We start from the raw sequence: 24174 nt of genomic DNA, 5'->3' as shown, positions 1-24174 counted from the left end.
ACAGGTGTCACGCGAGTCCGGCGCGGTGGTGGCGGCGGCACAGGACGGTGTAGGAGTCCATGTCGCCGACTTCGACGAGGTCGCCGGAGAAGACCATGACGCCGTCGCGGGTGCGGGCGTTGTGGGTGCCGCGCTCGCCGCACCAGCAGTTGACGCGGACCGGGAGCTCCTCGACGCGGTCGGCGAGCTCGATGAGCCGCTGGGAGGCCGGGAAGAGGCGGCCGAGGAAGTCGGTCTTGAGGCCGAAGGCGTACACGTCGAGGCCGAGGCCGTCGACGGCGTCGGCGAGGTGGTTGATCTGCTTGGGGGCTTCGAGGAACTGGACCTCGTCGACGATGACGTACGGGGGCCGGAGCGCGGCCAGGTCGTCGTAGACGTCGAATCCCGGTTTCACTTCGCGCGCTTCGTGGTTGAGACCGATGCGGCTGGAGACGACGCCTTCGCCGCCGCGGTCCATGGAGGTGTAGACGACGCCCTCGCCGCCGAGGGAGTGGTGGTACTGGAGGGCGAGGGTGGACTTCCCGGCGTCCATGACGCCGAGGTAGGCGACGAGTTCGTGCGACATGGCCCCTATGGTGCCGGGCGCGGGGCGCGGGGGTGAACGCGGTTCCCGGGTCGGTGCCCGGCGCCGCATGGACGCCGGGCACTCACCGGGGTCATTTGGCGTTGAAGTAGCTCGCCTCGGGGTGGTGGAGGACGATCGCGTCGGTGGACTGCTCCGGGTGGAGCTGGTCCCCTTCGGACAGTTCGACGCCGATGCGGTCGGCGCCGAGGAGCTCCACGAGGGTCGCGCGGTCGGCCAGCTCCGGGCAGGCCGGGTAGCCGAAGGAGTAGCGGCAGCCGCGGAAGTCGACGTCGAGGATGCCCTTGAGGTCAGCGGGGTCGGCGTCGGCGACGGTGCCGCCTCCGGGCAGGACCCATTCGCGGCGCATGCGGCGGTGCCAGTACTCGGCGAGCGACTCGGTGAGCTGCACGGTGAGGCCGTGCACTTCGAGGTAGTCGCGGTAGGCGTTGGCCTGGAACAGCTCGTTGGTGTACTCGGAGACCTTGGAGCCCAAGGTGACCAGCTGCATGCCGAGGACGTCGAGCTGCTCGCCGTCCTTGGCGCGGAAGAAGTCCGCGAGGCACAGGCGCCTGCCTTGGCGCTGGCGCGGGAACGTGAAGCGGGCGCGCTCGGCGTGGCCGTTCTCGTCGAGGACGACGAGCGTGTTCCCTTCGGCGTAGGCCGGGAAGTACGCGTAGGCGACCTTCGCTTCGAGGACGTTGTCGGTGGCGAGCCGGTCGAGCCAGTAGCGCAGGCGCGGGCGGCCCTCGGTCTCCACGAGCTCCTCGTAGGAGGGGCCGTCGGCGCCGCGGCCGGGCTTGAGGCCCCACTGGCCGAGGAAGGTCGCGCGCTCGTCGAGGAGCGCGGCGTACTCGGAGGTCTGGATGCCCTTGAGGACGCGGGAGCCGAAGAACGGCGGCACGGGGATGTCGACGTCGGTGGCGACATCGGAGCGCACCGACGTGTCGTTCAGGTCCGGGAGCGTGTCGGCGACCATCGTGGCCTGCTTGGCGCGGCGCTCGCGGCGCAGGGCGATCTTCGCCTCCTTCTCCGGGTCGACCAGGGGCGTGCCGGTGCGGCGGGCGTTCATGACCTTGTTCATGAGGTCGAGGCCCTCGAAGGCGTCGCGCGCGTAGTGGACCTGGCCGCCTTCGAACATCTCGCGGAGGTCGTCCTCGACGTACGCGCGGGTGAGCGCGGCGCCGCCGAGGAGGACCGGCCACCTCGTGTGCATCGAGCGGGCCATCATCTCGGCGAGGTTGTCCTTCATGATGACCGTCGACTTGACGAGGAGGCCGCTCATGCCGATGACGTCGGCCTGGTGCTCCTCGGCGGCGTCGAGGATCGCGTTGATGGGCTGCTTGATGCCGAGGTTGACGACGGTGTAGCCGTTGTTGGACAGGATGATGTCGACGAGGTTCTTGCCGATGTCGTGGACGTCGCCGCGGACGGTGGCGAGGACGATGGTGCCCTTGTCGGTGGAGTCGGCCTTGTCCATGTGGGGTTCGAGGTGGGCGACGGCGAACTTCATGGCCTCGGCGGACTGGAGGACGAACGGGAGCTGCATCTGGCCGGAGCCGAAGCGGTCGCCGACGACCTTCATGCCTTCGAGGAGGTGGTCGTTGATGATGTCGAGGGGGCGCTTACCTCCGGCGAGGGCCTCGTCGAGGTCGGCGTCCATGCCGTTCTTGTCGCCGTCGATGATGCGCTGGGCGAGGCGCTCGCCGAGCGGGAGGGCGGCGAGGGCCTCGGCGCGGGCCTCCTTGGATCCGGCGAGGCTGACGCCGTCGAAGATCTCGATGAGCTTCTGGAGCGGGTCGTAGTCCTCGGTGCGGCGGTCGTAGACCATGTCGAGCGCGACCTGCTTCTGCTCCTCGGGGATCGAGGCCATGGGCAGGATCTTGGAGGCGTGGACGATCGCGCTGGTGAGGCCGGCTTCGACGCATTCGTTGAGGAATACGGAGTTGAGGACCTGGCGGGCGGCGGGGTTGAGGCCGAAGGAGATGTTGGAGATGCCGAGCGTGAAGTTGACGCCGGGGTAGCGGCGGGCGATCTCGCGGATGGCCTCGATGGTCTCGATGCCGTCGCGGCGGGTCTCCTCCTGGCCGGTGGAGATGGGGAAGGTGAGGGCGTCGACGAAGATGTCCTCGATGTTCAGGCCCCAGGTGCCGGTGAGGTCGTCGACGAGGCGGGCGGCGACGCGCACCTTCCAGTCGCGGTCGCGGGCCTGGCCGTCCTCGTCGATGCAGAGGGCGACGACGCCCGCGCCGTGCTCGGCGACGAGGGGCATCATGCGCTGGTAGCGGGAGGTGGGGCCGTCGCCGTCCTCGAAGTTGACGGAGTTGACGACGCACTTGCCGCCGAGGGCTTCGAGCCCGGCTTCGACCACGTTCGGCTCGGTGGAGTCGAGCATGATCGGGAGCGTGGAGGCGGTGGCGAAGCGGGAGGCGAGGACCTTCATGTCCTCGGCGCCGTCGCGGCCGACGTAGTCGACGCACAGGTCGAGGAGGTGGGAGCCGCCGCCGGCCTGCTCGCGGGCGATCTCGACGCAGCGGTCAAAGTCGGCGGCGAGCATGGCGTCGCGGAAGGCCTTGGAGCCGTTGGCGTTCGTGCGCTCGCCGACGTTGAGGATCGAGGCGTCCTGGCGGAACGGCACGTGGTGGTACGAGGAGGAGACGCCCGGTTCGAGGACGGGCGTGCGGTCCTTGGGCTTGACGAGGTCCTCGGGGGCGCCGCCGAGGCGCGCGCGCACGGCGCGGATGTGGTCGGGGGTGGTGCCGCAGCAGCCGCCGACGAGGCTGACGCCGAAGTTCGTGACGAACTCCTCGTGGGCGTCGGCGAGCTCGTCGGGGGTGAGCGGGTAGACCGCGCCGTTGGGGCCGAGCACGGGCAGGCCGGCGTTGGGCATGACCGAGATCGGGACGGGCGAGTGGCGGGAGAGGTAGCGGATGCTCTCGCTCATCTCGTCGGGGCCGGTGGCGCAGTTGAGGCCGATGAGGTCGATGCCGAGGGCGGTGAGGCTGGTGAGGGCCGCGCCGATCTCGCCGCCGACGAGCATCGTGCCGGTGGTCTCGACGGTGACCTGGGCGATGATCGGCACGCTCGTGCCGAGCTTCGCATTGGCGCGCTTGGCGCCGATGACGGCGGCCTTGGCCTGGAGGAGGTCCTGGGCGGTCTCGACCAGGAGCGCGTCGGCGCCGCCTTCGATGAGGCCGAGGGAGCACTCCTCGTAGTGGTCGCGCAGGAGCGCGAACGGGGCGTGGCCGAGGGTGGGCAGGCGGGTGCCGCCGCCCATCGAGCCGAGGACGAAGCGCGGCCAGGCGGGGGTGGCGTACTCGTCGGCCTTCCGGCGGGCGAGCGAGGCGGCGGCGCGGGCGATCTCGCGCGCGCGGTCCTCGATGCCGTACTCGACGAGGCCGCCGTAGTTGGCGTTGAAGCTGTTGGTCTCGACGCAGTCGGCTCCGGCCGCCAGATAGGCGTCGTGGATGCCGAGGACGATGTCGGGCCTGGTCAGCGACAGGATGTCGGAGAGGCCCTCGTGGCCGTCGTAGTCCTCCATCGTCGGGTCGAAGGTCTGGAGCATCGTGCCCATGCCCCCGTCGGCGATGACGACGCGGCGCTTCAGGGTTTCGAGGAAAAGGCTCTGCTCAGACACGGGGTCAAGGGTACTTGCGCGTGCCGCTCAGTGGGAAGTCCGTTTCACAGGTTGGGCGCCGTGTCAGGCGAAAATCACAGTTGCTCAATATGCTGGACGGTATGGAACTCCTCGCTGTCTTCGTCGCAATGCTCATCGGCGCCTACTTCGTCTACTGGGCGGTCCGCCAGGGGGTGCGGGACGCGCTGGAGGACGACGAGAAACGCCGGCTCAAGAAGGCGCGCCCGGGGCGTAGCATCGACACCGAGTAGCCCCGACCCCGAAGGGACGCAGATGGACACCGCCGACACTCGCCTGTGGACCGAAGTGACCGACCCCGAGAAGCTCCGGGAGATCGTCGGGGAGGTCGCCCCCCAAGCGGCGCAGAAGGAGCGGTCGCGGCTCCATGAGCACGACCGGTCCTGGCTGGCCGCCTCCCCGTACTGCGTGGTCGCGACCTCCGACGCCGAGGGCAACTGCGACGCCTCCCCCAAGGGCGACCCGGCCGGGAAACTCATCCACGTCATCGACGACGCCACCGTCGCCATCCCCGAGCGCAAGGGCAACCACCGCGTCGACGGGTACCACAACGTGCTCGCCAACCCCCACGTCGGGCTGCTGTCGCTGCTGCCCGGCCGGCGCGAGACGCTGCGGATCAACGGGCGCGCCCGAGTCGTCTCGGACGCGCCCTTCTTCGACGATATGGTGGTCAAGGGCCACCGGCCGGTCCTGGCGCTGGTGGTCGAGATCGACACGATCTTCTTCCACTGCGGCAAGGCGTCGATGCGCTCGGGCATCTGGAAGCCCGAGACGTGGACGCCCGACGCCGTGCCGGTGCACGCGCGCATGGTCAAGGACACCCAGGCGACCGAGCAGACCTACGAGGAGCTGGTCGACAAATACGGGCCGCAGTACGAGAAGGGCCTGTACTAGTCCCCCGCTACGCCTTCCCCGCGTCGGCCTTGAGGCGCTCGATCATGTCGTCGTCGCAGGTCTCCCAGAACTCGCCGACGACGTCCTCCAGGCGGTCCATCGACCCCGCGTCGAACAGCTTGTCCTGGTAGTGGGTGATGTCGTAGTCGATGGTGCCCATGGTGACCAGGTCGAGCGGCAGGATCGTCATGTCCCGGAACTCGTCGATCTCCCCGTACGAGGAGAGAATGCCCGCGCCGTACGCCTTGAGGCCGTCGGCCTCGCTGATGACCCCGAACTCCAGGGTGAACCAGAAGACGCGCGAGACGAATTCGAGGGCCTCCTCGGAGTGGACGCGGCGGGCGGCGTCCCCGGCGGCGCGGTACAGCGCGGCGAAGCGGGGCGCGGCGAGGGCGTTGGCGTGGCCGATGACCTCGTGGATGACGTCCGGTTCGGGCGTGTACAGCGGGACCGAGTGGTGCCGGATGTACTGGGTGGCGTGGAACTTCCCGTCGGCGAGCACCCCGTAGAACTCGCGCAGGGGCACCAGCCCCGCGGCGGGCAGGTAGCTGAACCCGGTCAGCGGCTCAAGGAGCTCGGAGACCTGGTGGAGCTGCGGGATGTGGTCGGCGGGGAGCTTGAGGCGCTCGGCGCCGTCGAGGTAGTCGTGTGCGGCCAGTTCCTGGTGCTTGACGGCCAGTTCCGCACTGACCAGCCGCCATATCTCGTGTTCGGCATCGGTGTAGGAGACCGTCGGCATGGGTAGGCCGGGGCTCCAGTCCAATGCGAGTGCCGCGATGGCGTTGCGCCGCTCGCGGTAGTCGGCGTCCGCGAAGCCCGGGTGGGTCTCACCCAGCTCCACGACGACCGTGCCGTCGGCGTCGGTGTTGACCGGCGCGAAGTACTGTCCTTCTTCGAACATGCCTCCAGTCCACCAGGTGGGACGCGGCCTGTCAACGCACTCCTGATATCAAGCGAAACGGAGTTTCGCGGGCGTCTCCGCGGGGGCCGATTTGCCCAGGAAGGCGCGCCGTTTCGCGTGGAACCCGTGCCGGTCGTCGAACATGTCGCGGGCCATCTCGGCCAGCTCGATGGTCCGGTAGTACGACAGCGGCTTGGACTCGGCGCGGCGGCGGGACTTCGCGGCGAACATGCGCCCGCGCGTGACCGGGTCGTTGTAGCCGAGCGCGACGGCCCGCAGCCAGCGCCCGAACTCGTCCCAGTCGCGGGGCCCGACGGCGCCGATGAGGCCGATCCGCTGGGCCTCGGTCGCCGAGATCGGGAGCTTGTCGCCGAGGAGGCGCGAGGCGACGGTCTCGCCGACGCGGTCGGCGACCGACCAGGTGTGCAGCTCGGAGCCGAAGATCCCCATGTCGTAGTAGGGGTTGAGGACGACGCCGTCGCGGGCGACGGTGACGTCGGCGCACAGCCCGGTCATGACGCCGCCCGCGCCCGCGCTGGCGGTGAACGCGGCGACGGTGAGCTGGTCGGCGGCGGCGATGGCCGTGCAGAGGTCGTCGATGGCGTTGATGTTGGCCCAGGCTTCGGCGGCGGGGTCGGGGGCGGCGTCGATGACGCCGAGGTGGATGCCGTTGGAGAAGGCGTGCTCGGTGCCGGTGAGGACGAGGATGCGGGTGTCCTCGGCGAGGGCCTTCTCGACCGCCTGGGTGAGGCGGCGGCACTGCTCGGTGTGCATGGCGCCGTTGTAGGAGCGGATCTGGAGGTAGCCGATGTCGCCGTCGCGGCGGTAGGCGGTCTCGGCGATCGCCGCGGGCGCGGCCCGGAACGGGGCGTCTTTGGGGTCGACGACCATCGCGGCCGGGAGTTTCGGGCCGCGGCGGCGGTCGAGGGTGGCGGCGTAGCCGACCCAGAGGGTGCCGCGGCCGGTGGCGAACGCGAGGGCCTCGGCGTCGCGGCCGACGATCGTGCCGGGTTCGGCGCCCGAGTGCTCGTCGGTGGCGGCGGCGTCGAAGAGGCAGTAGGTCTGGCCGTTGAGCTCGACGGGCGCGCCGGGGGCGCCGTCGGCGGCGGCGATGCGGCGGGCGAGGTCGGCGGCGGGGGCGCGCCAGTCGAGGGCGAACGCGGGGCGGCGCAGGAGCGGGAGCTCGCCGGTGCCGGGGACCGCGCGCGGGTGCTCGTCGGCGGGCTTGGGCCGGTCCCCGGCGGCGACCTTGCGGACGACGGCGGCGACGCAGTCCATGGCGGCGTCGGCGACGCGGCTGTTGTACAGCGCGGACTTGGTGATGCCCTCGGGGACGTCGAACGTGAAGGAGGCCCAGACCGGTCCCGCGTCCATCTCCTCGACCGCCGACAGGGCCGTGACGCCCCAGCGGGGGCTGCGGCCCAGGAGGGCGTGGTCGAGGGACGAGGGGCCGCGGTCGCCCACGGGCCCGGGGTGGACGATGACCGTGGTCCACCGCCGCCACACGTCCTCGGGCACGCGGTGCTTGAGGAACGGGCAGAGGATGAGGTCCGGGTCGATCCGCTCCACCGCGGCGGTCATGGACTCGGGGGTGTGCGCCGGCGCGAGTTCCACGCCGACGTCGTGCCCCTGTTCCCGCAGGGTGCACCACACGCGCTGAGTGAGACCGTTGAAAGCGGACGCAAGCAGCAGGATCTTCAATTCGACTCCAGGAGGATGGGGAGTCGGCCACGCTCAGTCATCAAGCGTACCGATACTCGGCATTTCGCACAATCAGCGCGTGCAGTCTATGCCGAGGATTCCTCCGATCGTGTCGCGGGCGAGCCCGGCCGCGGAGGGGTCGTCCCCACCTGCGGAGAGGGTCTGCTCGGCCCACGCGTCGACCGCCGCGAGCGCCCCCGGGGTGTCGAGGTCGTCGGCGATCCGCTCGCGCACGGCGGTGAGCATCGCCCCGGCCGGGACGGCCAGTTCGCGGGAGGCGGCCTCGCGCCAGCGGCCCAGGCGCAGCTCGGCCTCGGCGAGGACGGGCGCGCTCCACTGGCGGTCGGCGCGGTAGTGCTGGGACATGAGGGCGAGGCGCACCGCGGCCGGGTCGACGCCTTCGGCGCGGAGCTTGGAGACGAACACGAGGTTCCCCAGCGACTTCGACATCTTCTCGCCGTCGAGGCCGATCATGCCGGTGTGGACGTACGCGTTCGCGAAGGGCCGCTTGCCGGTCAGCGACTGGGCGTGCGCGGCGGACATCTCGTGGTGGGGGTAGATGAGGTCGTTGCCGCCGCCCTGGACGTCGATCTGCTCGCCGAGGTAGTCGAGGGCGATGCACGCGCACTCGATGTGCCAGCCGGGGCGGCCGGGTCCGACCTCGGTGTCCCACGAGGGCTCGCCGTCCTTGGGGGCGTTCCACAGGATCGGGTCGAGCGGGTCGCGCTTGCCGCCGCGGTCGGGGTCGCCGCCGCGCTCGCGGGCGTAGCGGAGCATCGTGTCGCGGTCGTAGTTCGACTCGGCGCCGAAGGACGGGTCGGATTCGACGGCGTAGTAGACGTCGCCGGAGTCGTGGCGGTAGGCCGCGCCGGTCGCGAGGAGCTGCGCGACGGCCTTGCCGACCGAGGGGATGGACTCGACGGCGCCGATGAAGTGGCGCGGCGGGACGACCTTGAGGGCCTCCATGTCCTCGCGGTAGAGCGCGGTCTCGCGCAGGCCGAGGACCTGCCAGTCGGTGCCGTCGCGGTCGGCGCGCTCGAACAGCGGCTCGTCGACGTCGGTGACGTTCTGCGCGTAGTGCACGTCCAGGCCCTGGTCGAGCCAGTACCGGTGCACCAGGTCGAACGTGATCATCGTGGCCGCGTGCCCCAGGTGCGTCGCGTCGTAGGGCGTGATGCCGCACACGTACATGCTGGCGCGCTCGGCGTCGGGCGCGACCGTCTCGCGCGGGCCCGCGGTCGCGGTGTCGTGCAGGCGCAGGGCGGGGCCGTGGCCGGGCAGGGCGGGTACGTGCGGTGCGGTCCAGGATTCCATGCCCGCGATCCTATTTCGGAAACCGGCCGACCGGCCAGCGCGCGGGCGGATCGGGCCGTTCCCTCAAGCGCACCTGAGGCTTTCCCGCGATTGCCGTTCAATGTAACTTGTGAAGCCATGGAACGCCGACCACTTGGACGCAGCGGCATCGAGGTCTCCTCCCTCGGCCTGGGGACCATGACGTGGACCACCGATGAAGCGGGCCTTGAGGATGCGGCCGCGCAGCTCCAGACGTTCGTGGAGGCCGGGGGCACGCTCGTGGACACCGCCGACGTGTTCGGGCAGGGCATGGCCGAGGCGGCGATCGGGCAGTTGATCGGGAAGATCGTCGCGCGTTCGGAGCTGCACATCGCGACGAAGGCGGGCGTGCGCACTGACGGGGCGCCGCGCAAGCGCGACACTTCGCGCGGGTGGCTCATGCGGTCCCTGGAGGGGTCGCTGCGGCGGCTGGGGACCGATTACATCGACTTGTGGATCCTGCACGTGTACGACCCGGACACGCCGCTTGAGGAGACGATGTCGGTCCTGGACGCGGCCGTGTCGAGCGGGAAGGTCCGGTACGTGGGCCTGTCGAACCACACTGGCTGGCAGACGGCGCGGGCGTACGCGTGGCAGGCGGCGTGGCCGGGGCGCACCCCGGTCGTGGCGAGCCAGGTGGAGTACTCGCTGCTCCAGCGCGGGGTCGAGCGGGAGGTGCTGCCCGCGTGCCTGGCGATGGAGCTGGGGGTGCTGGCGTGGTCGCCGCTGGGCCGGGGCGTGCTGACGGGCAAGTACCGGTTCGGGCGGCCCGCGGACTCGCGGGCGGCGTCGGCGCAGTGGTCGCGGTTCGCGGGCGCGTACCTGGACGAGCGGTCGGCGGGGATCGTGGAGGCGTGCGCGACGGCGGCGGAAGGGCTCGGGGTGAGCCCCCTGGAGGTGGCGCTGGCGTGGGTGCGGGACCAGCCGGGCGTGGCCTCGGCGATCGTGGGCGCGCGGAACGCGACGCAGCTGCGGGCGTCGCTGGCGGCGGAGCAGCTGTTCCTGCCGCCGGAGATCCGCCTGGCGCTCGACGACGTGTCGGCCCCGACCGTGGGGTACCCCGAGAGCTATTGAGCCGCAGGCGGACTCGCCGCCTGCGGCCCGGGTGGGCTATTCCTGGCTGCCCATGGAGGCGATCCACTCGTCCACGCGGCGCTCGCCTTCCTCGCGGGAGACGTCCTCGACGCGGGTCATGATCGACCAGCGGCGCCCGAACGGGTCGGCGATGGAGGCGAACCGGTCGCCGGTGAGGAACACGGCGGGCTCCTCGCGCACCGTGGCGCCGGCTTCGACGGCCTTAGCGAACACGGCGTCGCAGTCCTCGACGTAGAGGACCAGCGACGCGGTGATGTTCTCGGGGTCGGGCTCGGCCATGCCGAACGCCGGGTTGACGTCGCCGAGCTGGACGATCGAGTTCCCGATCTGGATCTCGCAGTGCGCGACGGTGCCGTCGGGCATGTCGTTGCGGGACAGGACCCGCGCGCCGAAGACCTGCTCGTAGAACTCGATGGCCTTCGCGCCGTCCTTGACGACGATGAACGGCGTGACCGAGTGGTAGCCCTCGGGGATCGGATTCACGTTGGTTTCACTCATGTCCCCTAGTCTCGTCGGGCGGCGCGGCCTGCGCTTGTAAAAAAGCGACGGACCCCGGGGATAGGTTTCAGGCATGCACGGACCGACGGCGAGCGACAAGGGCATTCTGCGGCCGCAGGAGGCGGCGCGGCACATCGACCTGCGGCGGTACCCGGTGACGGGGCCGCTGGGGCGGTATGTGGAGCGGTTCTGGGCGGTCCACTGGGACCTGCCCGAGGGGTCCTCGTACGAGTCGGTGGTGGTCCCCCACCCGTGCGTGAACCTGAGCTTCATGCCGGTGCTCGGCGCGGAGGTCCACGGGCCGGGGCTGGCGGTGTCGCGGCATCCGCTCACCGGCCGCGGCCGGGTGTTCGGGGCGAAGTTCCGGCCCGGCGGGTTCACGGCGTTCACGGGGATCGAGGCCGCGGCGGTCGCCGACTGGGTCGCGGGCGCGGGCACGGTCTTCGGGCCGGAGGTCGACGAGCTGAACGCGGTCGTCATGAGCGGGGGCGACGAGGCGGCCGTCGGGGTCGTCACCCGGTTCCTGGCCGCGCGGATGCCCGAGCGGGTCGACGAGCGCTACGCGGAGCTGCTGCGGATCGTCACTGCCATGCTGGAGGACCGCGGCATCACCAGGGTGGACCAGGCGGCGTCGCGATTCTTCATGACGCAGAAGGCGCTCCAGCGGCTGTTCCAGGCGTACATCGGGCTCGGCCCGAAGGCGCTCATCTGCCGGTACCGCATCCACGACGCGGCCGACCGGCTCGCCGTCGACCCGGACGTGGACCTGGCCCGCCTCGCCGCGCAGCTCGGCTGGTCGGACCAGGCCCACTTCACCCACGACTTCAAGGACCTCATCGGGTTCCCGCCCGCCGAGTACGCCGCGCAGTGCGCCTCGGCCGGGCGGGAGCTCGTCATGGCCCATCGATGACGAGCCCGGCGTCCATCTCCAGGCGGCGCCCCGCGAAGGACGCCCGGAGCCGCCGGTCGTGGCTGACCAGGACCACCGTGCCCGTGTAGGACGCCAGGGCCGCCTGGAGCTCCTCGGCGAGGACCGGCGACAGGTGGTTCGTCGGCTCGTCGAGCAGCAGCACGTCGACCGGGAGGGACACGAGCCGGGCGAGTTCGAGGCGGCGGCGCTGGCCCGTGGAGAGGGCCGCGACCGGGGTCCCGAACTGCTCGGGTGCGAACAGCCCCAAGGCGAGCAGGGCTTCGGCGTGCTCTTCGAGCGTGCCGACGCGCCCTTCCGCGAAGGCCCGCAGCACGGACTGGCGGCCCGAGCCGGGACCGGCGAGCTGGCGCAGGTGGCCGACCGCGCCGGTGCGCGCGGCCTTCCCCGAGTCGGGTTCGAGCTCTCCGGCGAGGACCCGCATGAGCGTGGTCTTGCCCGCGCCGTTGGGCCCGGTGACGAGGACGCGTTCGCCTTGGGCCACGGTCAGTTCCGCGACCTTGAGGCGGTCGGCGACCCGGACGCCCGCGAGGTGCAGCGCGGGCGCCTCGGACGCGTCCGCGGCGGTCGCGAGCGCGGGTGCGAACCGGAGCGGCTCGGGCGGCGGCGCGACGGCGTCGGCGTGCAGGCGTTCGAGCTGCCGCTTGGCGATCTTGATGCGGCTCCCGGCGCCGTGGTCGCGGTTGCGGGCCCGGAAGGCCCCGGTGGACATGTTCGCCATCGGGAGCTTGCGCGGGATCGCGTCGGCGCGGCCCGCGTTGTGCTCGACGATGCCCTCCTGGCGGGCGACCTCGGCGGTCCACTGCTCGTAGGCGGCCTGCGCCTGCTGGCGCTCGACGGCTTTCGCGGTCAGGTAGCCCGCGTAGCCGTTGCCGTAGCGGCGGGCCTTGCGGGCCTCGACCTCGATCATCGTGGTGGTGACGGCCTCCAGGAACGCGCGGTCGTGGGTGACGGCCACGACCGTGCCGGGCCAGTCCCGCAGCTGGGCTTCGAGCCAGGCCACCGCCGCGTCGTCGAGGTCGTTCGAGGGCTCGTCGAGCAGGAGCAGCGCGGGCCGGGACGCGAGGGTCGCGGCGAGCATGAGCCTTGAGCGCTCCCCGCCGGAGAGGGTCCCGAGCGGGCGGTCCCGGTCGAGCCCGGGCAGGCCGAGCGCGGCCAGGGCCAGGTCGACGCGCAGGTCGGCGTCCCAGCCTTCGCGGGCCTCGAAGCGCGCGAGGAGGTCGGCGTAGGCGTCGGCGGCGGTCTCGTCTCCGTCGGCGAGGGCCTGCTCGGTGTCGCGCATCGCGGCCTCGATCTCGCGGAGGTCGGCCAGCGCGAGGTCGATCGCGTCGGCGGCGGTGCGGTGCTCGGGCAGGTCCAGCTGCTGCGGCAGGTAGCCGACGCCTCCCGGGGAGGTGACGGTGAGTTCGCCGTTGTCGGGCTCCTCGACTTTGGCGAGGAGCCGGAGCAGGGTGGACTTGCCGGAGCCGTTGTCGCCGACGACGCCGAGGCGCTCGCCGGGCTTGACGGCGAAGCCGACGCGGTCGAGGACGAGGTGGTCGGCATAGCGCTTGGTGACGTCTACAAGGGACAGATGTACGTGGCGGAGCACGGGCGCCTCCAGAAAGCAGTGGAAGGTGAAGGGAGCGGAGGCACGCGGAATCGAGCGGAGAACGCTTCGGGATTCGGTGATGCGTGCCGTGGCGGCCGTCGCGGAGCGGTGCTCGACGCGGGCGACCGGGCTGCTTCTAGAGGAAGTAAATCAACATCGCCGTGAAGTCTAGGCCGCTTCGGGAGCGGCTGTAAAGGGGCGCGCGGAAACCGGCGCGGTGAGCGTGCTCACCGCGCCGGTTCCTTCGCGCGTCTTAGGACTTGGAGACGAAGCGGTCCATCGCGTCGACGCCGAACTGGAGGCCCGAGAGCGGGACACGCTCGTCGATGCCGTGGAACAGCGCGGTGAAGTCGAGGTCGGCGGGGAGCTTCAGGGGCGCGAAGCCGAAGCAGCGGATGCCGAGGGTCGCGAAGGCCTTCGCGTCGGTGCCGCCGGAGAGCATGTACGGGACGGTGCGGGCGCCGGGGTCGGCGAGGCGGATCGCCTCGGCCATGGCGTCGACGAGCGCGCCGTCGAAGGAGGTCTCGTAGCCGGGCTGGCGGATCTCGTACTCGAAGTCGATGCCCGCGCCCGCGAGCTCCTTGAGGGTCGCTTCGAGCTCGTCGTTGCGGCCGGGCAGAGAGCGGCAGTCGATGACGGCCTCGGCGGTCGAGGGGATGACGTTGGTCTTGTACCCGGCGTTGAGGCGGGTCGGGTTCGCGGTGTTGCGGAGGGTCGCGCCGACGAGGCGGGCGATCGGGCCGAGCTTGGCGACGGCCTCGTCGGGGTTCGACGGGTCGAACTCGACGCCGGTGAGCTCGGAGACCGACTCCAGGAACTGGCGGACCGTGGGGGTCATCTCGACGGGGAAGTCGTGCTGGCCGATGTTGGCGACCGCGCGGGTGAGTCGGGTGACGGCGTTGTCGTCGTGGAGCATCGAGCCGTGGCCGGGGCGGCCGGTGGCGCGCAGGCGCAGCCAGTCGAGGCCCTTCTCGGCGGTCTGGACGACATAGACGCGCAGGTCGTTCGGGAGGGTCATGGAGAAGCCGCCGACCTCGCCGACCGCTTCGGTGACGCCTTCGAAGACCTCGGGGTGCCGCTCGACCATGAAGCGGGCGCCGTAGTCGGAGCCGGCCTCCTCGTCGGCGGTGAACAGGAGGACGAGGTCGCGCGGGGGGACCTTGCCGGTGCGCTTCCAGTCGCGGACGAGCGCGAGGAGCATCGCGTCGAAGTCCTTCATGTCGACCGCGCCGCGGCCGAACAGGTAGCCGTCCTTGATCTCGCCGCTGAAGGGGTGGACGCTCCACTCGCTGGCCTCGGCGGGGACGACGTCGAGGTGGCCGTGGAGGAGGAGGGCCCCGCGGGAGGGGTCGGCGCCGGGGAAGCGGCAGGCGACGGAGGCGCGGCCGGGGGCGGACTCGTAGATCTTCGGTTCGAGGCCGACTTCGGCGAGCTTCTCGGCCACGTACTCGGCCGCGGCGCGCTCCCCCTTCGCGGTCGCGTTGTCGCCGGTGTTCGTCGTGTCGATGCGGATCAGGTCGCGCGCGATGTCGACGACTTCGTCCTCGGGGCGGGGCGGGTTCGCGGTTTCAGCCATCTCTGAGTTCTATCAAGCCCGCGTAACGGTCCGCACTGTGCGGTGGCGGGAGTCGCAGTCGCCACTCCCGCCACCGGCGTGTCAGGCCGCGGCTTCGGCGAGGCGCCTGGCGCGGGCCTTCCTGCGGCGCTTGGCGACGATCGGGCCCGCGAGGCGCGGGGCGAGCGGGCCGATGGCGGCGAGGATGAGCACGTACGCGGCGGCGACCGAGCCCAGTTGGGAGTCGAGCCCGGCGGCGACGCCGAGCCCGGCGATGACGATCGAGAACTCGCCTCTCGGCAGCAGGACGAGCCCGGCTCTGAGCTTGCCCGTGAAGGCGGAGCCGCTTCGGCCCGCGGCCCACCACCCCGTGGCGAACTTCGTGGCGATGGTGACCACGGCGAGCAGGATCGCGACCGGCAGGACCGGCGGGAGCGCGGTCGGGTCGGTCTCCAGGCCGAAGTTGACGAAGAAGATCGCCGCGAACAGGTTCTTCAGCGGCTCCAGCGTCTCCTCGGCCTGGCGCGAGACCTCCCCGGAGAGGGCCATGCCGACGATGAACGCGCCGACTGCGGCCGACACGTGGACCTGCTCGGCGAGGCCCGCGATGACCAGGACGATGCCCATGACCTTGAGCAGCAGGATCTCGTCGTTCGGGGACTCCAGGAAGCGCGACAGCAGCCCGCCGAAGCGGGAGGCGACCACGAACGCCCCGGCGACCGCCAGCAGCGCGATCCCCAGGCCCGAGGCGGCCTGCGCGAACGCGAGGCCGGCCAGGAGGGTGGTGAGGATCGGCAGGTAGAGGGCCATGATCATGTCCTCGGCGACGAGCAGCGCGAGGATCGTGGGGGTCTCGCGGTTGCCGAGCCAGCCGAGGTCGGAGAGGACCTTCGCGATGATGCCCGAGGAGGACACGTACGTGACGCCGCCGAAGACGACGGCCGCGATCGGGCCCCAGCCGAGGATGAGCGCGCACGCGACGCCGGGGGCGGCGTTGAGCACGAGGTCGACCACGGCGCCGAGCCACGAGGTCTTCATCGTCCCGAGCAGTTCACGCGGGGTGTACTCCAGGCCCAGTGTGAACAGCAGGAGGACGACGCCGACCTCGGCGCCGACGTCGAGGAAGCCGGTGATCGCGTGCATCTCGTAGATGCCGCCGTGCCCGAAGGCGAGCCCGGCGATGAGGTAGAGCGGGATGGCGGAAATGCCGGCCTTGCCGGCGATGGCTCCGAGGAGTCCGAGGGCTCCTACGAGGAGGCCGAGTTCGAGGAGGAGCTCGACGGTTCCGTGCATTACTCGATCCCGCGCAGGATCTTGTCCACGCCTTCGACCGCCTCCTGCGTCCCGATGGTCACGAGCCGGTCCCCGACGTGGAGGACCGCCGAGGGCGGCGGGCCGGTCTCGACCCCGTCGGCGCGGACGATCGCGACGATCGAGGCGCCGGTGCGGGTGCGGGCGCGGGTGTCGCCGAGCGGGCGTTCGGCGTAGGGGCTGGTCGCGCCGACCTTCAGCTGCTGCGAGACGAGGTTGTCGATCTCGTGGTGCAGGCGGTTGAGCTTCTCGACGATGCGGGCGCCGCCGAGGAGCTCGCCGATCGCGGCCGACTCGTCGGCCGAGAACACGATGCAGTCGAGCATCGAGTCGGGGTCGTCGGGGTCGTAGATGATGAAGTCGCGGCGGCCTTCGCGATGGGCGACGATGCCGAGGCGGACATGCCGCTTCGTCTCGAATTCGAACCGCACTCCGATACCGGGCAGCTCGGTGCGCTCCACGTCCACTGTTGGTCACTCCTTTTGTGTCGGATACGCACCGAACCGTACATCACTCCTGCGCAGAAGGGTCCGGCCGTCCGAACGGGGCCCGGCGGCGGGCGCGGACCGGCTACAGACCGTCGAGGAGGCGTGCGGCGAGGTCGCGGCGGCCCTGGGCCGCGAGGAGGCCAGCGGGGGCCAGGCGGTAGTCGGCGTCCACGGTGAACCGGGCGTCCTTCGGCGGGCGCACGCCCCCGGAGGTGTCGCCGCCGACCGCCTCGCACAGCCACTCGGCCGCGCCGGGGTCGCGGCGCAGGATGCCGCCCGAGCCGACGACGAGGCCCACGGCCGCGAGGTCCTTGCCGCCGCGCAGCGGCTCGGTGGGGCCGCCGATCCGCTCGCCGCGGGCGTGGCGGCGGACCGCGACGCGCGCGGCGAGCGCGCTCAGCTCCCGGTCGAAGGCCCGCTCGCGGTCGGTCTCGGCGCGGAGCGCGGGGTCGGCGCCGCGCCTGCGGGCGGCGTCGGGGAGGTCCCAGTCGGTCGCCAGGTCCTCCTCGTCGGCGGCCTCGGCGATGCCGACGGCGGTGTGGCGGACCCCGAGGTCGCCTTCCACGGTCCTTGAGCGCCAGGCGGTCCCGGCGACCTCGGCGCGCGGGCCCTGGAGCTCGGCGTCGGGGGTGAGGACGGAGTACACGTCGGTGGTCGCGCCGCCGACGTCCACGACGAGGAGGTCGCCGGCGCGCTCGGCAAGGAGCTCCACACCGGTGAGCACCGCGTCGGGGGTGGCGGCCTTGACCATGTCGGTGAAGACGGCGCTGGCCGAGAGGTGCTTCCCGGCGATGACGTGGCGCAGGAACACCTCGCGGAGCGCGGTCCGGGCGGGCACCGGGTTGAGGGACCCGATGCGCGGCAGGACGTTCCCGACGGCCGTGACCGGGATGCCGGCGGCTTCAAGGAGCGCGGTCACGTCGGGGGCGGCGTTCGCGTTGCCCGCCAGGACGACCGGGACGGTGAGGCCGGAATAGGCGAGGTCGGCCGCATGGGCGCGGAGCGCGGTCTCGTCGCCGCCGTCGGTGCCGCCCGCGAGGAGGACCACGTCGGGGCGGGCGGCGCCGAGGGCCGCGAAGTCGGCCGCGGTGAGGTCCCCGGCGCGCACGTCGACCACGCGGGCGCCCGCGCTGAGACCGGCCCGGTAGGCCGCACGGGCGGTCACCAGGGGCTCGTTGCCGATGACGGCGAGGCGCAGGCCGCCGCCTGCCGAGGAGCACACGAGCGTGTCGATCACGTTGGCGCCCTTGGGGACCGCGGCGTCGACGGCGGCGCGCAGGCCGTCCATGACGTCGGTGCCGAGGGTCGTCGGGTGCGAGGCCGCGCCGAGGAGCGCGCCGGAGTCCGCGTCGACGGCGGCGGCCTTGGTGTAGGTCGAGCCGACGTCGGCGCAGACGATCACGGCGGTCACGGGCAGCACTCCTTAAGGGACAACGACCGTCCCCGTGGCGGTGGTGGCGACGATGGGTTCGGCCAGGGCCGTCGCGGCCGAGTCGCCGCGCTCGGGGTCGGCGCGGCAGACCACCTTGAGCGTGAACTCGACCGTGCGGCTGCGCCTCCCGGTGCGGACGACGACCGCGGTGGCCTCCACGACGTCCCCGGCCCGCACGGGCGCGAGGAACTGCACGTCGGCGTAGGACGCGAACAGGCCCTCGTCGCCGTCGGTGAGGATGCACAGCTCGGTGGCGACGTCGCCGAACATGCCGAGCCCGTACGCGCCGTCCACGAGGTTCCCGCCGTAGTGGGCGTGCGAGTAGGGGATGTAGCGGCGGTGGGTCACCTTGGTGCCGTTGTGGTCGGCGGTCATTCGGCTGGCTGCCTTTCGAAGACGAGTCGGTGGACGAGGTATGAGGCGACGTCGGAGGGCATGGTGCCCCGGGTGAAGATTCGGTCGACGCCGAGGTCGGCGGCGGCGGACTCGTCGAAGCGGGGGCCGCCGACGACCAGGAGGGGGCGCTTTCCCGGCGGGAGGGCCTCGCGGAACGCGGCCGACATCTCGCGGGTGTTGTGCAGGTGGGCGTCCTTCTGGGTGACGACCTGGCTGACCAGGACCGCGTCGGCGCCCTCGTCGACGGCGCGGTTCACCAGGTCGGGGACGGCGACCTGCGCGCCGAGGTTCACTACGCGCAGCTCGCGGTAGTACTCCAGGCCCTTCTCCCCCGCGACGCCCTTGATGTTCAGGATCGCGTCGATGCCCACGGTGTGCGCGTCGGTGCCGATGCAGGCGCCCACGACGGTGAGCTTGCGGCCGAGCTTCTCGCGGACGGCGTCGTTGACCTCCTTGGGGGTGAAGTGCGGGTAGTCGCGCTCGACGACCTTGACGTCGTCGAGGTTGACGAGGTGCGTGGTCGCGCCGTAGACGACGAAGAACGTGTAGTTCTCGCCGATGGGCTTGGCGTGCACGAGCATCGCGCCGTCGAGGCCCATCTTCGCGGCGAGCTGGAGCGCGGCGCCCTCGGCGCGCTTGTCGTGCGGGACGGGCAGGGTGAAGGACATCTGCACCATGCCGTCGCCGGTGGTGTCGCCGTAGGGGCGGACGATGCGGCTCATTCGGCGCCTCCGTCCAGGATCGATGCCGCGGGGTTCCAGTAGTCGTCGGCGCGCTTGGCGACGCCGTCGAGGCCGCGGCCGCCGTCGGCGGGGCGCTTCATGATGCCGAAGGTGCCGTCGGCGATGGCGTTGAGCAGGCCGTCGTCCACGATCTTCCCGAGGAGGTCCACAGCCTCGCCGAGGACGTGGTTCGCGCGGTTCGCGATGAATCCGTCGGCGGGCGGGTGGAAGTCCTCGGCGAGCCCGGCACAGGCGCTGAGGACGTAGCGCACGTTCTGGAGCGCGATGTCGCGGTCGGAGAGCCAGGGGGTGACCACGGCTTCGGTCATCATGCCCACCAGGAGGATCGACTGCCCGGTCATGACCCCCGCGAGGTTGAAGAACCCGTCGAGGAGGTTGCCGCGGAACACGTCGCCGGTCATGTGCTTCGTCGGCGGCATCCACTTCAGCGGCGCGTCTGGGAACAGCTGGCGGGCCAGGAGCGCGTGCGCGAGTTCGAGCCGGAACGACTCGGGCACTTCGGGGTTGATCTCGAAGGCGTGCCCGAGGCCGAGGAGCTCGTCGGGGAGCCCGGCCTCGTGCGCGAAGCGCTCGTTGAGGAGCTGCGAGACGGTGACGGTGTGCGCGGCCTCGACCGCGTCGGCCGTCGTCAGGTAGTTGTCCTCGCCGGTGTTGATGATGATCCCGGCGCGGGCGTGGACCTGGCGGCTGAAGCGCTGGTCCACGAAGGTGCGGATCGGGTTGATGTCGCGGAACAGGATGCCGTACATCGAGTCGTTCAGCATCATGTCGAGCCGGTGCATGCCCGCCAGCGCGGCGATCTCGGGCATGCAGAGCCCCGACGCGTAGTTGGTGAGGCGGATGTAGCGGCCGACCTCGCGGGAGGTCTCGTCGAGGGCGGCGCGCATGAGCCGGAAGTTCTCGCCGGTGGCGTAGGTCCCGGCGAAGCCCTCGCGGGTGGCGCCTTCGGGGACGTAGTCGAGGAGCGACTGGCCGGTGGAGCGGATGACGGCGATGACGTCGGCTCCGGCCTTGGCGGCGGCCTGGGCCTGCGGGATGTCCTCGTAGATGTCGCCGGTGGCGACGATGAGGTAGATCCAGGGGCGCTGGGGCGGGTCGCCGATCTCGCCGACGAGTCGGCTGCGGCGGGCGCGGGAGGCGTCGATGCGGTCGAAGCCCGTGCCGACGGCGGCGCTGGCGCGGTCGCGGGCGGCTCGGGCGGCTTGGTCTTGCGGGAGCTCGAAGCGGACGCCGTCGGCCGCGGCGGCGTGAGCGAGGCGTTCGAGGTCCGGGAAGTCCTTGAGGGCGTGGAAGACCGGGAGGGCGATGCCGTGCTCGATGCCCACTTGGTCCTGGACGGCGTCGGCGAGGCGGTTGACCCAGGGGATGCCGTCGGGGTCGGCGCCGGTGAGTCCGGCGAGGCGCAGGGTGGCGCGCTCGACGGAGACGGTGGTGTGGCTGCGGGCCAGGTCGACCACGGGCTGGGCGGCCTTGGCGGCCAGCGCGCGGGCGCGGGCGACGAGGCCGGCGTCGAGCGGCAGGAGCGGTCCGGTCATGTCAGTGCCGCCCGGCGACGCGGTCGTCGAAGAGCGCTCTGAGGCCCGGATGCTCGTCGAGGAGGTGGAGGGCGTAGTCGGCGTGGCCGGGGGTGTAGCCGTTGCCGATGAGCATCTCGACGTCGGCGGCGAGCCCTTCGGCTCCGAGGGCGGCCTGCGGGAAGGAGGTCGCCATGGAGAAGAAGACGACGGTGCCGCCGGTGGCGGTGGAGAGGATCGCGCCGTGCTCGCAGCCGGGCACGTCGACGCAGACGACGGTGACGTCGGCGCCGCGGCCGCGGAGGGCCTCGTTGACGGCGGCGGCGAGGCCGAGTGGGTCGGTGGCGTCGGCGACGGCGATCTGGTCGGCGATGCGGAGCTTCGCGACGCGGTCCGCTTCGTCCTCGTCGCGGACGACGGCGAGGACTTCGGCGGCGCGGGCGTCCTTGGCGGCGGCGAGGGAGAGGGACCCGGACTTCCCGGCGGCGCCGAGGACGGCGACCGTGGGCGCGGAGTGGTAGCGGCGGGAGACGACGCGGCGGACGAGGGCGGGGGCGCCGCAGACGTCGAAGACGGCGAGTGCGAGCTCCTCGGGGAGGTCGTCGGGGAGGGGGGCGGCGATGGAGCGGCCGAAGAGGATGGCGGTGCCGGCTGCGGGGACCTGCTCGGAGGTGCCGTCCCAGCGCTCCAAACCGTCGGTTATGCGCAGGGGCGTGAGGGTGAGGGAGACGAGGGTGGCGATCTTCTGGCCGGTCTTGAGGCCGAGCGGGGAGCGGGGGCCGACGGCGTCGACGGTGCCGATGAGCATGCCGCCGGAGCCGGTGACGGGGTTCTGCATCTTGCCGCGGGCCTCGATGATGGCGAGGACCTCGGCGCGGACGGCGTCGCCGTCGCCGCCGTGCTTGGTGCGGAGCTGCCGGTAGGAGGCGGCGTCGAGGTTGAGGCGCTCGACGCTGACGCGGACCTCGTCGTCGGCGATCTCGGGGTGGGGGTCGAGCCGGTCGGCCGCTTGTGGCAGTGCTCCGGCGGGGCTGACGACCCGGTGCGATCCGACCGGTGAGCCTGTCGACATCGTTGCCGCCCTTTCTCGTAACGGGAGTTGATCGAATCTCAATATGCGAGACCTAGCGAGCAACTGTAACGGAAGGTTATCCTCGTCACAAGGCGGTCTACCCCCGCCCGCGACGTTTCCCCGGGCCGAACATCCCGGGCATGGAGGTGAGAACGTGGCCGATCGACCATACGAGGCATCGAAGCCCGTCGTGATCGAACAGCCTTACCAGTACCGGCGCCGTGAGCTGGTCGAGCCCGACTGGACGCGGTTCCCCGGCTGGGCCGGGGTGACCGAGGCCGACTGGGCCTCGGCGCAGTGGCAGCGCGTCAACTGCGTGAAGAACGTGAAGCAGCTGCGGGCGGTCCTGGGCGACCGGCTGCACGACTCGTTCTACGAGGACCTGGAGTCGGACATCGCGCACTCGGCGACGATGTCGATGCTCCTGCCGCCGCAGATGCTCAACACGATGGTCCCGGCGGTCGAGGAGACCGCGCCGGGCTCGTGGACGGACGCGTTCTACGCCGACCCGGTGCGCCGGTACATGCTGCCGGTCGCCTCCGACCGGCGCTCGGACTGGCCCTCCCACCCATTCGCGGCGCGCGACTCGCTGCACGAGCACGACATGTGGGCCGTCGAGGGCCTCACGCACCGCTACCCCACCAAGGTCCTCGCCGAGCTCCTGTCGACGTGCCCGCAGTACTGCGGGCACTGCACCCGCATGGACCTGGTCGGCAACTCGACGCCGACGGTGGACAAGCGGCGGCTGTCGCTCAAGCCGGTGGACCGGCAGACGGCGATCCTCGACTACCTCCAGGCGCACCCGGGCGTGCGCGACGTGGTGGTCTCCGGCGGCGACGTGGCGAACCTGCCGTGGAAGCAGCTGGAGCGGTTCCTCGACCGGCTCCTCGACGTCGAGACGATCCGCGACATCCGCCTGGCGACGAAGGCGCTCATGGGCCTGCCGCAGCACTGGCTCCAGGACGAGGTCGTCGAGGGCATGGCCCGCGTCGCCAAGCGCGCGGCCGGGCAGGGCGTGAACCTGGCGATCCACACGCACGTCAACCACGTCAACTCGGTGACCCCGGCGGTGGCGCGCGCGGCGGCCGCGATGCTCGACGCGGGCGTGCGCGACGTGCGCAACCAGGGCGTGCTCATGCGCGGCGTCAACGACACCCAGGCGGACCTGCTCGACCTGTGCTTCGCGCTCCAGGGCGAGGCGAACATCCTGCCGTACTACTTCTACATGTGCGACATGATCCCGAACGCCGAGCACTGGCGGACCTCGGTCGCGCAGGCGCAGGACCTCCAGACCGCGATCATGGGGTACCTGCCGGGGTACGCGACGCCGCGGATCATCTGCGACGTGCCGATGGTCGGCAAGCGCTGGGTCCACCAGCTCTCCGAGTACGACCGGGAGCTGGGGATCTCGTACTGGACGAAGAACTACCGGACCTCGCTGGAGGCGAACGACCCCGACGCGCTCACGCGGCGGTACCCGTTCTACGACCCGATCGACACGCTCCCGAAGGCCGGGCAGCAGTGGTGGGCGAACATGCACGCCCCGCGCGAGGTGAAAGAGGCCGGGAACGCGGCCGCGGTGCGCTCGCGCCAGGCCGCGGCGCGCCAGGACGAGGCGGCGGAGGTCGGATGACCGGGACGCTCATCACGGTGGCGCCCACCGGGGCCGAGGTCGACAAGGCCGAGGTCCCGGTCCTGCCGGTCACGATCGACGAGCTCGTCGACACGGCCGTCAAGTGCGAGGCGGCGGGCGCGTCGATCGTCCACGTGCACTTGAGGGACGACGACGCGAAGCCGACGCTCGACCCGGTGCGCCTGCGCGATGCCGTTGCGGCCCTGCGGGACTCGACGGACCTCATCGTGCAGCTCTCGACGGGCGGGTCGGTGCGGGACGGCGAGGAGGCCCGCCTCGCGGTCCTCGACGCCGAACCGGACATGGCCTCGTGCACGATGGGCACCGTGAACTTCGGCGACGACGTGTTCACCAACCGCTGGGAGTTCGTGGTGCGCCTCCACGAGCGGATGCGGGAGCTGGCCGTCGTCCCCGAGTACGAGCTGTTCGACCTCGGGCACCTCGCGTCCCTGGAGCGGCTGCTCGACAAGCACGGCCTGCCGTTCGGCGACCACGTCCACGTGGACTTCGTCCTCGGCGTCCCCGGCGGCGCCGCGGGCGACGCCGCCACCGTGACCGCCTTCGCCGAGGGCGTGCGCCGGTATCTGCCGGAGGGGACCACGTTCTCCGCCACGGGGATCGGACGCACCACACTCCCGGTCATGTTCGCGTCCCTCGCCCACGGCGGGCACCTGCGCGTCGGCATGGAGGACACCACCTCGTTCACGCGGCGCCAGCCGGTGACCGGCAACGACCAGCTCGTCATGCGCGCCGCCGAGGCCGCCGCCCTGGCGCAGCGGCCCGCGATCACCACCGTGGAGGCCCGGAAGCTCCTGCGGATGCGCGACGCCGACTAACCGCGGATATCAAGGGCCCGAGCGGAAACCGCTCGGG

21 protein-coding genes are annotated in these 24174 nt (G+C 71.6%); 6 read left to right on the top strand and 15 right to left on the bottom strand.

The genetic code is table 11. The features are described from left to right. Nucleotides 1–7 precede the first annotated feature (7 nt). Both WA640_RS23385 and metH read right to left on the bottom strand, forming a co-directional pair. Nucleotides 8–565: a thymidine kinase gene (locus WA640_RS23385; RefSeq protein ID WP_106366918.1), complete on the bottom strand. Its 558-nt coding sequence runs from the start codon at nt 563–565 to the stop codon at nt 8–10. 91 nt (nt 566–656) lie between these two features. Beyond that, entirely contained in the window at nt 657–4199 is a 3543-nt protein-coding gene (metH, locus tag WA640_RS23380) for a methionine synthase (protein ID WP_335990957.1), read from the bottom strand. A gap of 101 nt (nt 4200–4300) precedes the next feature. Here metH and WA640_RS23375 point away from each other — a divergent pair, with 101 nt between their 5' ends. Together WA640_RS23375 and WA640_RS23370 are read left to right on the top strand one after the other, a co-directional pair. Continuing rightward, on the top strand, nt 4301–4450 hold the full coding sequence (locus tag WA640_RS23375; protein ID WP_335990956.1) for a hypothetical protein: 150 nt from the start codon (nt 4301–4303) through the stop codon (nt 4448–4450). 22 nt (nt 4451–4472) lie between these two features. Continuing rightward, nucleotides 4473–5111: a pyridoxamine 5'-phosphate oxidase family protein gene (locus WA640_RS23370; RefSeq protein ID WP_335990955.1), complete on the top strand. Its 639-nt coding sequence runs from the start codon at nt 4473–4475 to the stop codon at nt 5109–5111. A 7-nt stretch (nt 5112–5118) separates the two neighbouring features. Here the strand turns inward: WA640_RS23370 and WA640_RS23365 are convergent, their stop codons facing one another. The 3 genes from WA640_RS23365 to mshC all read right to left on the bottom strand — a co-directional run bounded on the left by WA640_RS23365 (nt 5119) and on the right by mshC (nt 9027). Then, nucleotides 5119–6012, bottom strand: a complete 894-nt coding sequence (locus WA640_RS23365; protein WP_106366920.1) for a phenylalanine 4-monooxygenase — start codon at nt 6010–6012, stop codon at nt 5119–5121. A gap of 48 nt (nt 6013–6060) precedes the next feature. Continuing rightward, the gene (locus WA640_RS23360; protein WP_335990954.1) at nt 6061–7626 is read right to left on the bottom strand and encodes an enoyl-CoA hydratase-related protein; all 1566 of its coding nucleotides are present in this window, start codon (nt 7624–7626) and stop codon (nt 6061–6063) included. Nucleotides 7627–7785: 159 nt separating this feature from the next. Next, the gene (gene mshC, locus WA640_RS23355) at nt 7786–9027 is read right to left on the bottom strand and encodes a cysteine--1-D-myo-inosityl 2-amino-2-deoxy-alpha-D-glucopyranoside ligase (protein WP_335990953.1); all 1242 of its coding nucleotides are present in this window, start codon (nt 9025–9027) and stop codon (nt 7786–7788) included. A 117-nt stretch (nt 9028–9144) separates the two neighbouring features. Between mshC and WA640_RS23350 the strand changes: the two genes are divergently transcribed. Continuing rightward, nucleotides 9145–10119, top strand: coding sequence for an aldo/keto reductase (locus WA640_RS23350; RefSeq protein WP_106366923.1), 975 nt, complete (start codon nt 9145–9147; stop codon nt 10117–10119). A 36-nt stretch (nt 10120–10155) separates the two neighbouring features. Here the strand turns inward: WA640_RS23350 and WA640_RS23345 are convergent, their stop codons facing one another. Next, the gene (locus tag WA640_RS23345; RefSeq protein WP_335990952.1) at nt 10156–10638 is read right to left on the bottom strand and encodes a VOC family protein; all 483 of its coding nucleotides are present in this window, start codon (nt 10636–10638) and stop codon (nt 10156–10158) included. Between the two features lie 73 nt (nt 10639–10711). Between WA640_RS23345 and WA640_RS23340 the strand changes: the two genes are divergently transcribed. Further along, complete coding sequence (locus WA640_RS23340; RefSeq protein ID WP_106366925.1) at nt 10712–11548, top strand: AraC family transcriptional regulator; 837 nt, start codon at nt 10712–10714, stop codon at nt 11546–11548. Here WA640_RS23340 and abc-f read toward each other — a convergent pair. From abc-f to WA640_RS23295, 9 genes are all read right to left on the bottom strand, one after another. Next, nucleotides 11532–13157: a ribosomal protection-like ABC-F family protein gene (gene abc-f / locus WA640_RS23335; protein ID WP_335990949.1), complete on the bottom strand. Its 1626-nt coding sequence runs from the start codon at nt 13155–13157 to the stop codon at nt 11532–11534. The two genes, WA640_RS23340 and abc-f, sit on opposite strands and share 17 nt — an antisense overlap. 253 nt (nt 13158–13410) lie before the next feature. Further along, nucleotides 13411–14733, bottom strand: coding sequence for a M20/M25/M40 family metallo-hydrolase (locus WA640_RS23330; protein ID WP_335990948.1), 1323 nt, complete (start codon nt 14731–14733; stop codon nt 13411–13413). 81 nt (nt 14734–14814) lie between these two features. Then, entirely contained in the window at nt 14815–16005 is a 1191-nt protein-coding gene (locus WA640_RS23325) for a cation:proton antiporter (RefSeq protein ID WP_335990946.1), read from the bottom strand. Then, nucleotides 16005–16490: a cation:proton antiporter regulatory subunit gene (locus WA640_RS23320; RefSeq protein ID WP_106366701.1), complete on the bottom strand. Its 486-nt coding sequence runs from the start codon at nt 16488–16490 to the stop codon at nt 16005–16007. The genes WA640_RS23325 and WA640_RS23320 overlap by 1 nt, the downstream gene beginning before the upstream one ends. A gap of 103 nt (nt 16491–16593) precedes the next feature. Next, a complete protein-coding gene (locus WA640_RS23315; protein ID WP_442904806.1) occupies nt 16594–17928 on the bottom strand; it encodes a glutamate mutase L in 1335 nt (444 codons plus the stop codon). A gap of 6 nt (nt 17929–17934) precedes the next feature. Then, nucleotides 17935–18318, bottom strand: coding sequence for a hotdog domain-containing protein (locus WA640_RS23310; protein ID WP_335990944.1), 384 nt, complete (start codon nt 18316–18318; stop codon nt 17935–17937). Further along, nucleotides 18315–19061, bottom strand: coding sequence for an OAM dimerization domain-containing protein (locus WA640_RS23305; RefSeq protein ID WP_106366698.1), 747 nt, complete (start codon nt 19059–19061; stop codon nt 18315–18317). The genes WA640_RS23310 and WA640_RS23305 overlap by 4 nt, the downstream gene beginning before the upstream one ends. Continuing rightward, nucleotides 19058–20617 carry a lysine 5,6-aminomutase subunit alpha gene (locus WA640_RS23300; protein ID WP_335990940.1) on the bottom strand — a complete coding sequence of 520 codons (1560 nt, stop codon included), beginning with the start codon at nt 20615–20617 and terminating at the stop codon, nt 19058–19060. Before WA640_RS23300 ends, WA640_RS23305 begins: the two co-directional genes overlap by 4 nt. Nucleotide 20618: 1 nt before the next feature. Next, nucleotides 20619–21668 carry an L-erythro-3,5-diaminohexanoate dehydrogenase gene (locus WA640_RS23295; RefSeq protein ID WP_335990939.1) on the bottom strand — a complete coding sequence of 350 codons (1050 nt, stop codon included), beginning with the start codon at nt 21666–21668 and terminating at the stop codon, nt 20619–20621. 154 nt (nt 21669–21822) lie between these two features. Between WA640_RS23295 and WA640_RS23290 the strand changes: the two genes are divergently transcribed. Both WA640_RS23290 and WA640_RS23285 read left to right on the top strand, forming a co-directional pair. After that, nucleotides 21823–23301, top strand: coding sequence for a KamA family radical SAM protein (locus tag WA640_RS23290; RefSeq protein WP_106366695.1), 1479 nt, complete (start codon nt 21823–21825; stop codon nt 23299–23301). After that, the gene (locus tag WA640_RS23285; RefSeq protein ID WP_335990938.1) at nt 23298–24137 is read left to right on the top strand and encodes a 3-keto-5-aminohexanoate cleavage protein; all 840 of its coding nucleotides are present in this window, start codon (nt 23298–23300) and stop codon (nt 24135–24137) included. The genes WA640_RS23290 and WA640_RS23285 overlap by 4 nt, the downstream gene beginning before the upstream one ends. The last annotated feature ends 37 nt before the right edge of the window (nt 24138–24174 follow it).

This window comes from Glycomyces sp. MUSA5-2, from assembly GCF_037034145.1.
Taxonomy (GTDB): domain Bacteria; phylum Actinomycetota; class Actinomycetes; order Mycobacteriales; family Micromonosporaceae; genus Glycomyces; species Glycomyces artemisiae.
This window is presented reverse-complemented; position numbering and strand designations above follow the sequence as displayed.

Bases quoted from the DNA above. Each gene is read 5' to 3' on its own strand.
- WA640_RS23385 (WP_106366918.1), bottom strand. From the start codon at position 565: ATGTCGCACGAACTCGTCGCCTACCTCGGCGTCATGGACGCCGGGAAG.
- WA640_RS23375 (WP_335990956.1), top strand. From the start codon at position 4,301: ATGGAACTCCTCGCTGTCTTCGTCGCAATGCTCATCGGCGCCTACTTC.
- WA640_RS23370 (WP_335990955.1), top strand. From the start codon at position 4,473: ATGGACACCGCCGACACTCGCCTGTGGACCGAAGTGACCGACCCCGAG.
- WA640_RS23365 (WP_106366920.1), bottom strand. From the start codon at position 6,012: ATGTTCGAAGAAGGACAGTACTTCGCGCCGGTCAACACCGACGCCGAC.
- mshC (WP_335990953.1), bottom strand. From the start codon at position 9,027: ATGGAATCCTGGACCGCACCGCACGTACCCGCCCTGCCCGGCCACGGC.
- WA640_RS23350 (WP_106366923.1), top strand. From the start codon at position 9,145: ATGGAACGCCGACCACTTGGACGCAGCGGCATCGAGGTCTCCTCCCTC.
- WA640_RS23345 (WP_335990952.1), bottom strand. From the start codon at position 10,638: ATGAGTGAAACCAACGTGAATCCGATCCCCGAGGGCTACCACTCGGTC.
- WA640_RS23340 (WP_106366925.1), top strand. From the start codon at position 10,712: ATGCACGGACCGACGGCGAGCGACAAGGGCATTCTGCGGCCGCAGGAG.
- WA640_RS23330 (WP_335990948.1), bottom strand. From the start codon at position 14,733: ATGGCTGAAACCGCGAACCCGCCCCGCCCCGAGGACGAAGTCGTCGAC.
- WA640_RS23325 (WP_335990946.1), bottom strand. From the start codon at position 16,005: ATGCACGGAACCGTCGAGCTCCTCCTCGAACTCGGCCTCCTCGTAGGA.
- WA640_RS23310 (WP_335990944.1), bottom strand. From the start codon at position 18,318: ATGACCGCCGACCACAACGGCACCAAGGTGACCCACCGCCGCTACATC.
- WA640_RS23305 (WP_106366698.1), bottom strand. From the start codon at position 19,061: ATGAGCCGCATCGTCCGCCCCTACGGCGACACCACCGGCGACGGCATG.
- WA640_RS23300 (WP_335990940.1), bottom strand. From the start codon at position 20,617: ATGACCGGACCGCTCCTGCCGCTCGACGCCGGCCTCGTCGCCCGCGCC.
- WA640_RS23295 (WP_335990939.1), bottom strand. From the start codon at position 21,668: ATGTCGACAGGCTCACCGGTCGGATCGCACCGGGTCGTCAGCCCCGCC.
- WA640_RS23285 (WP_335990938.1), top strand. From the start codon at position 23,298: ATGACCGGGACGCTCATCACGGTGGCGCCCACCGGGGCCGAGGTCGAC.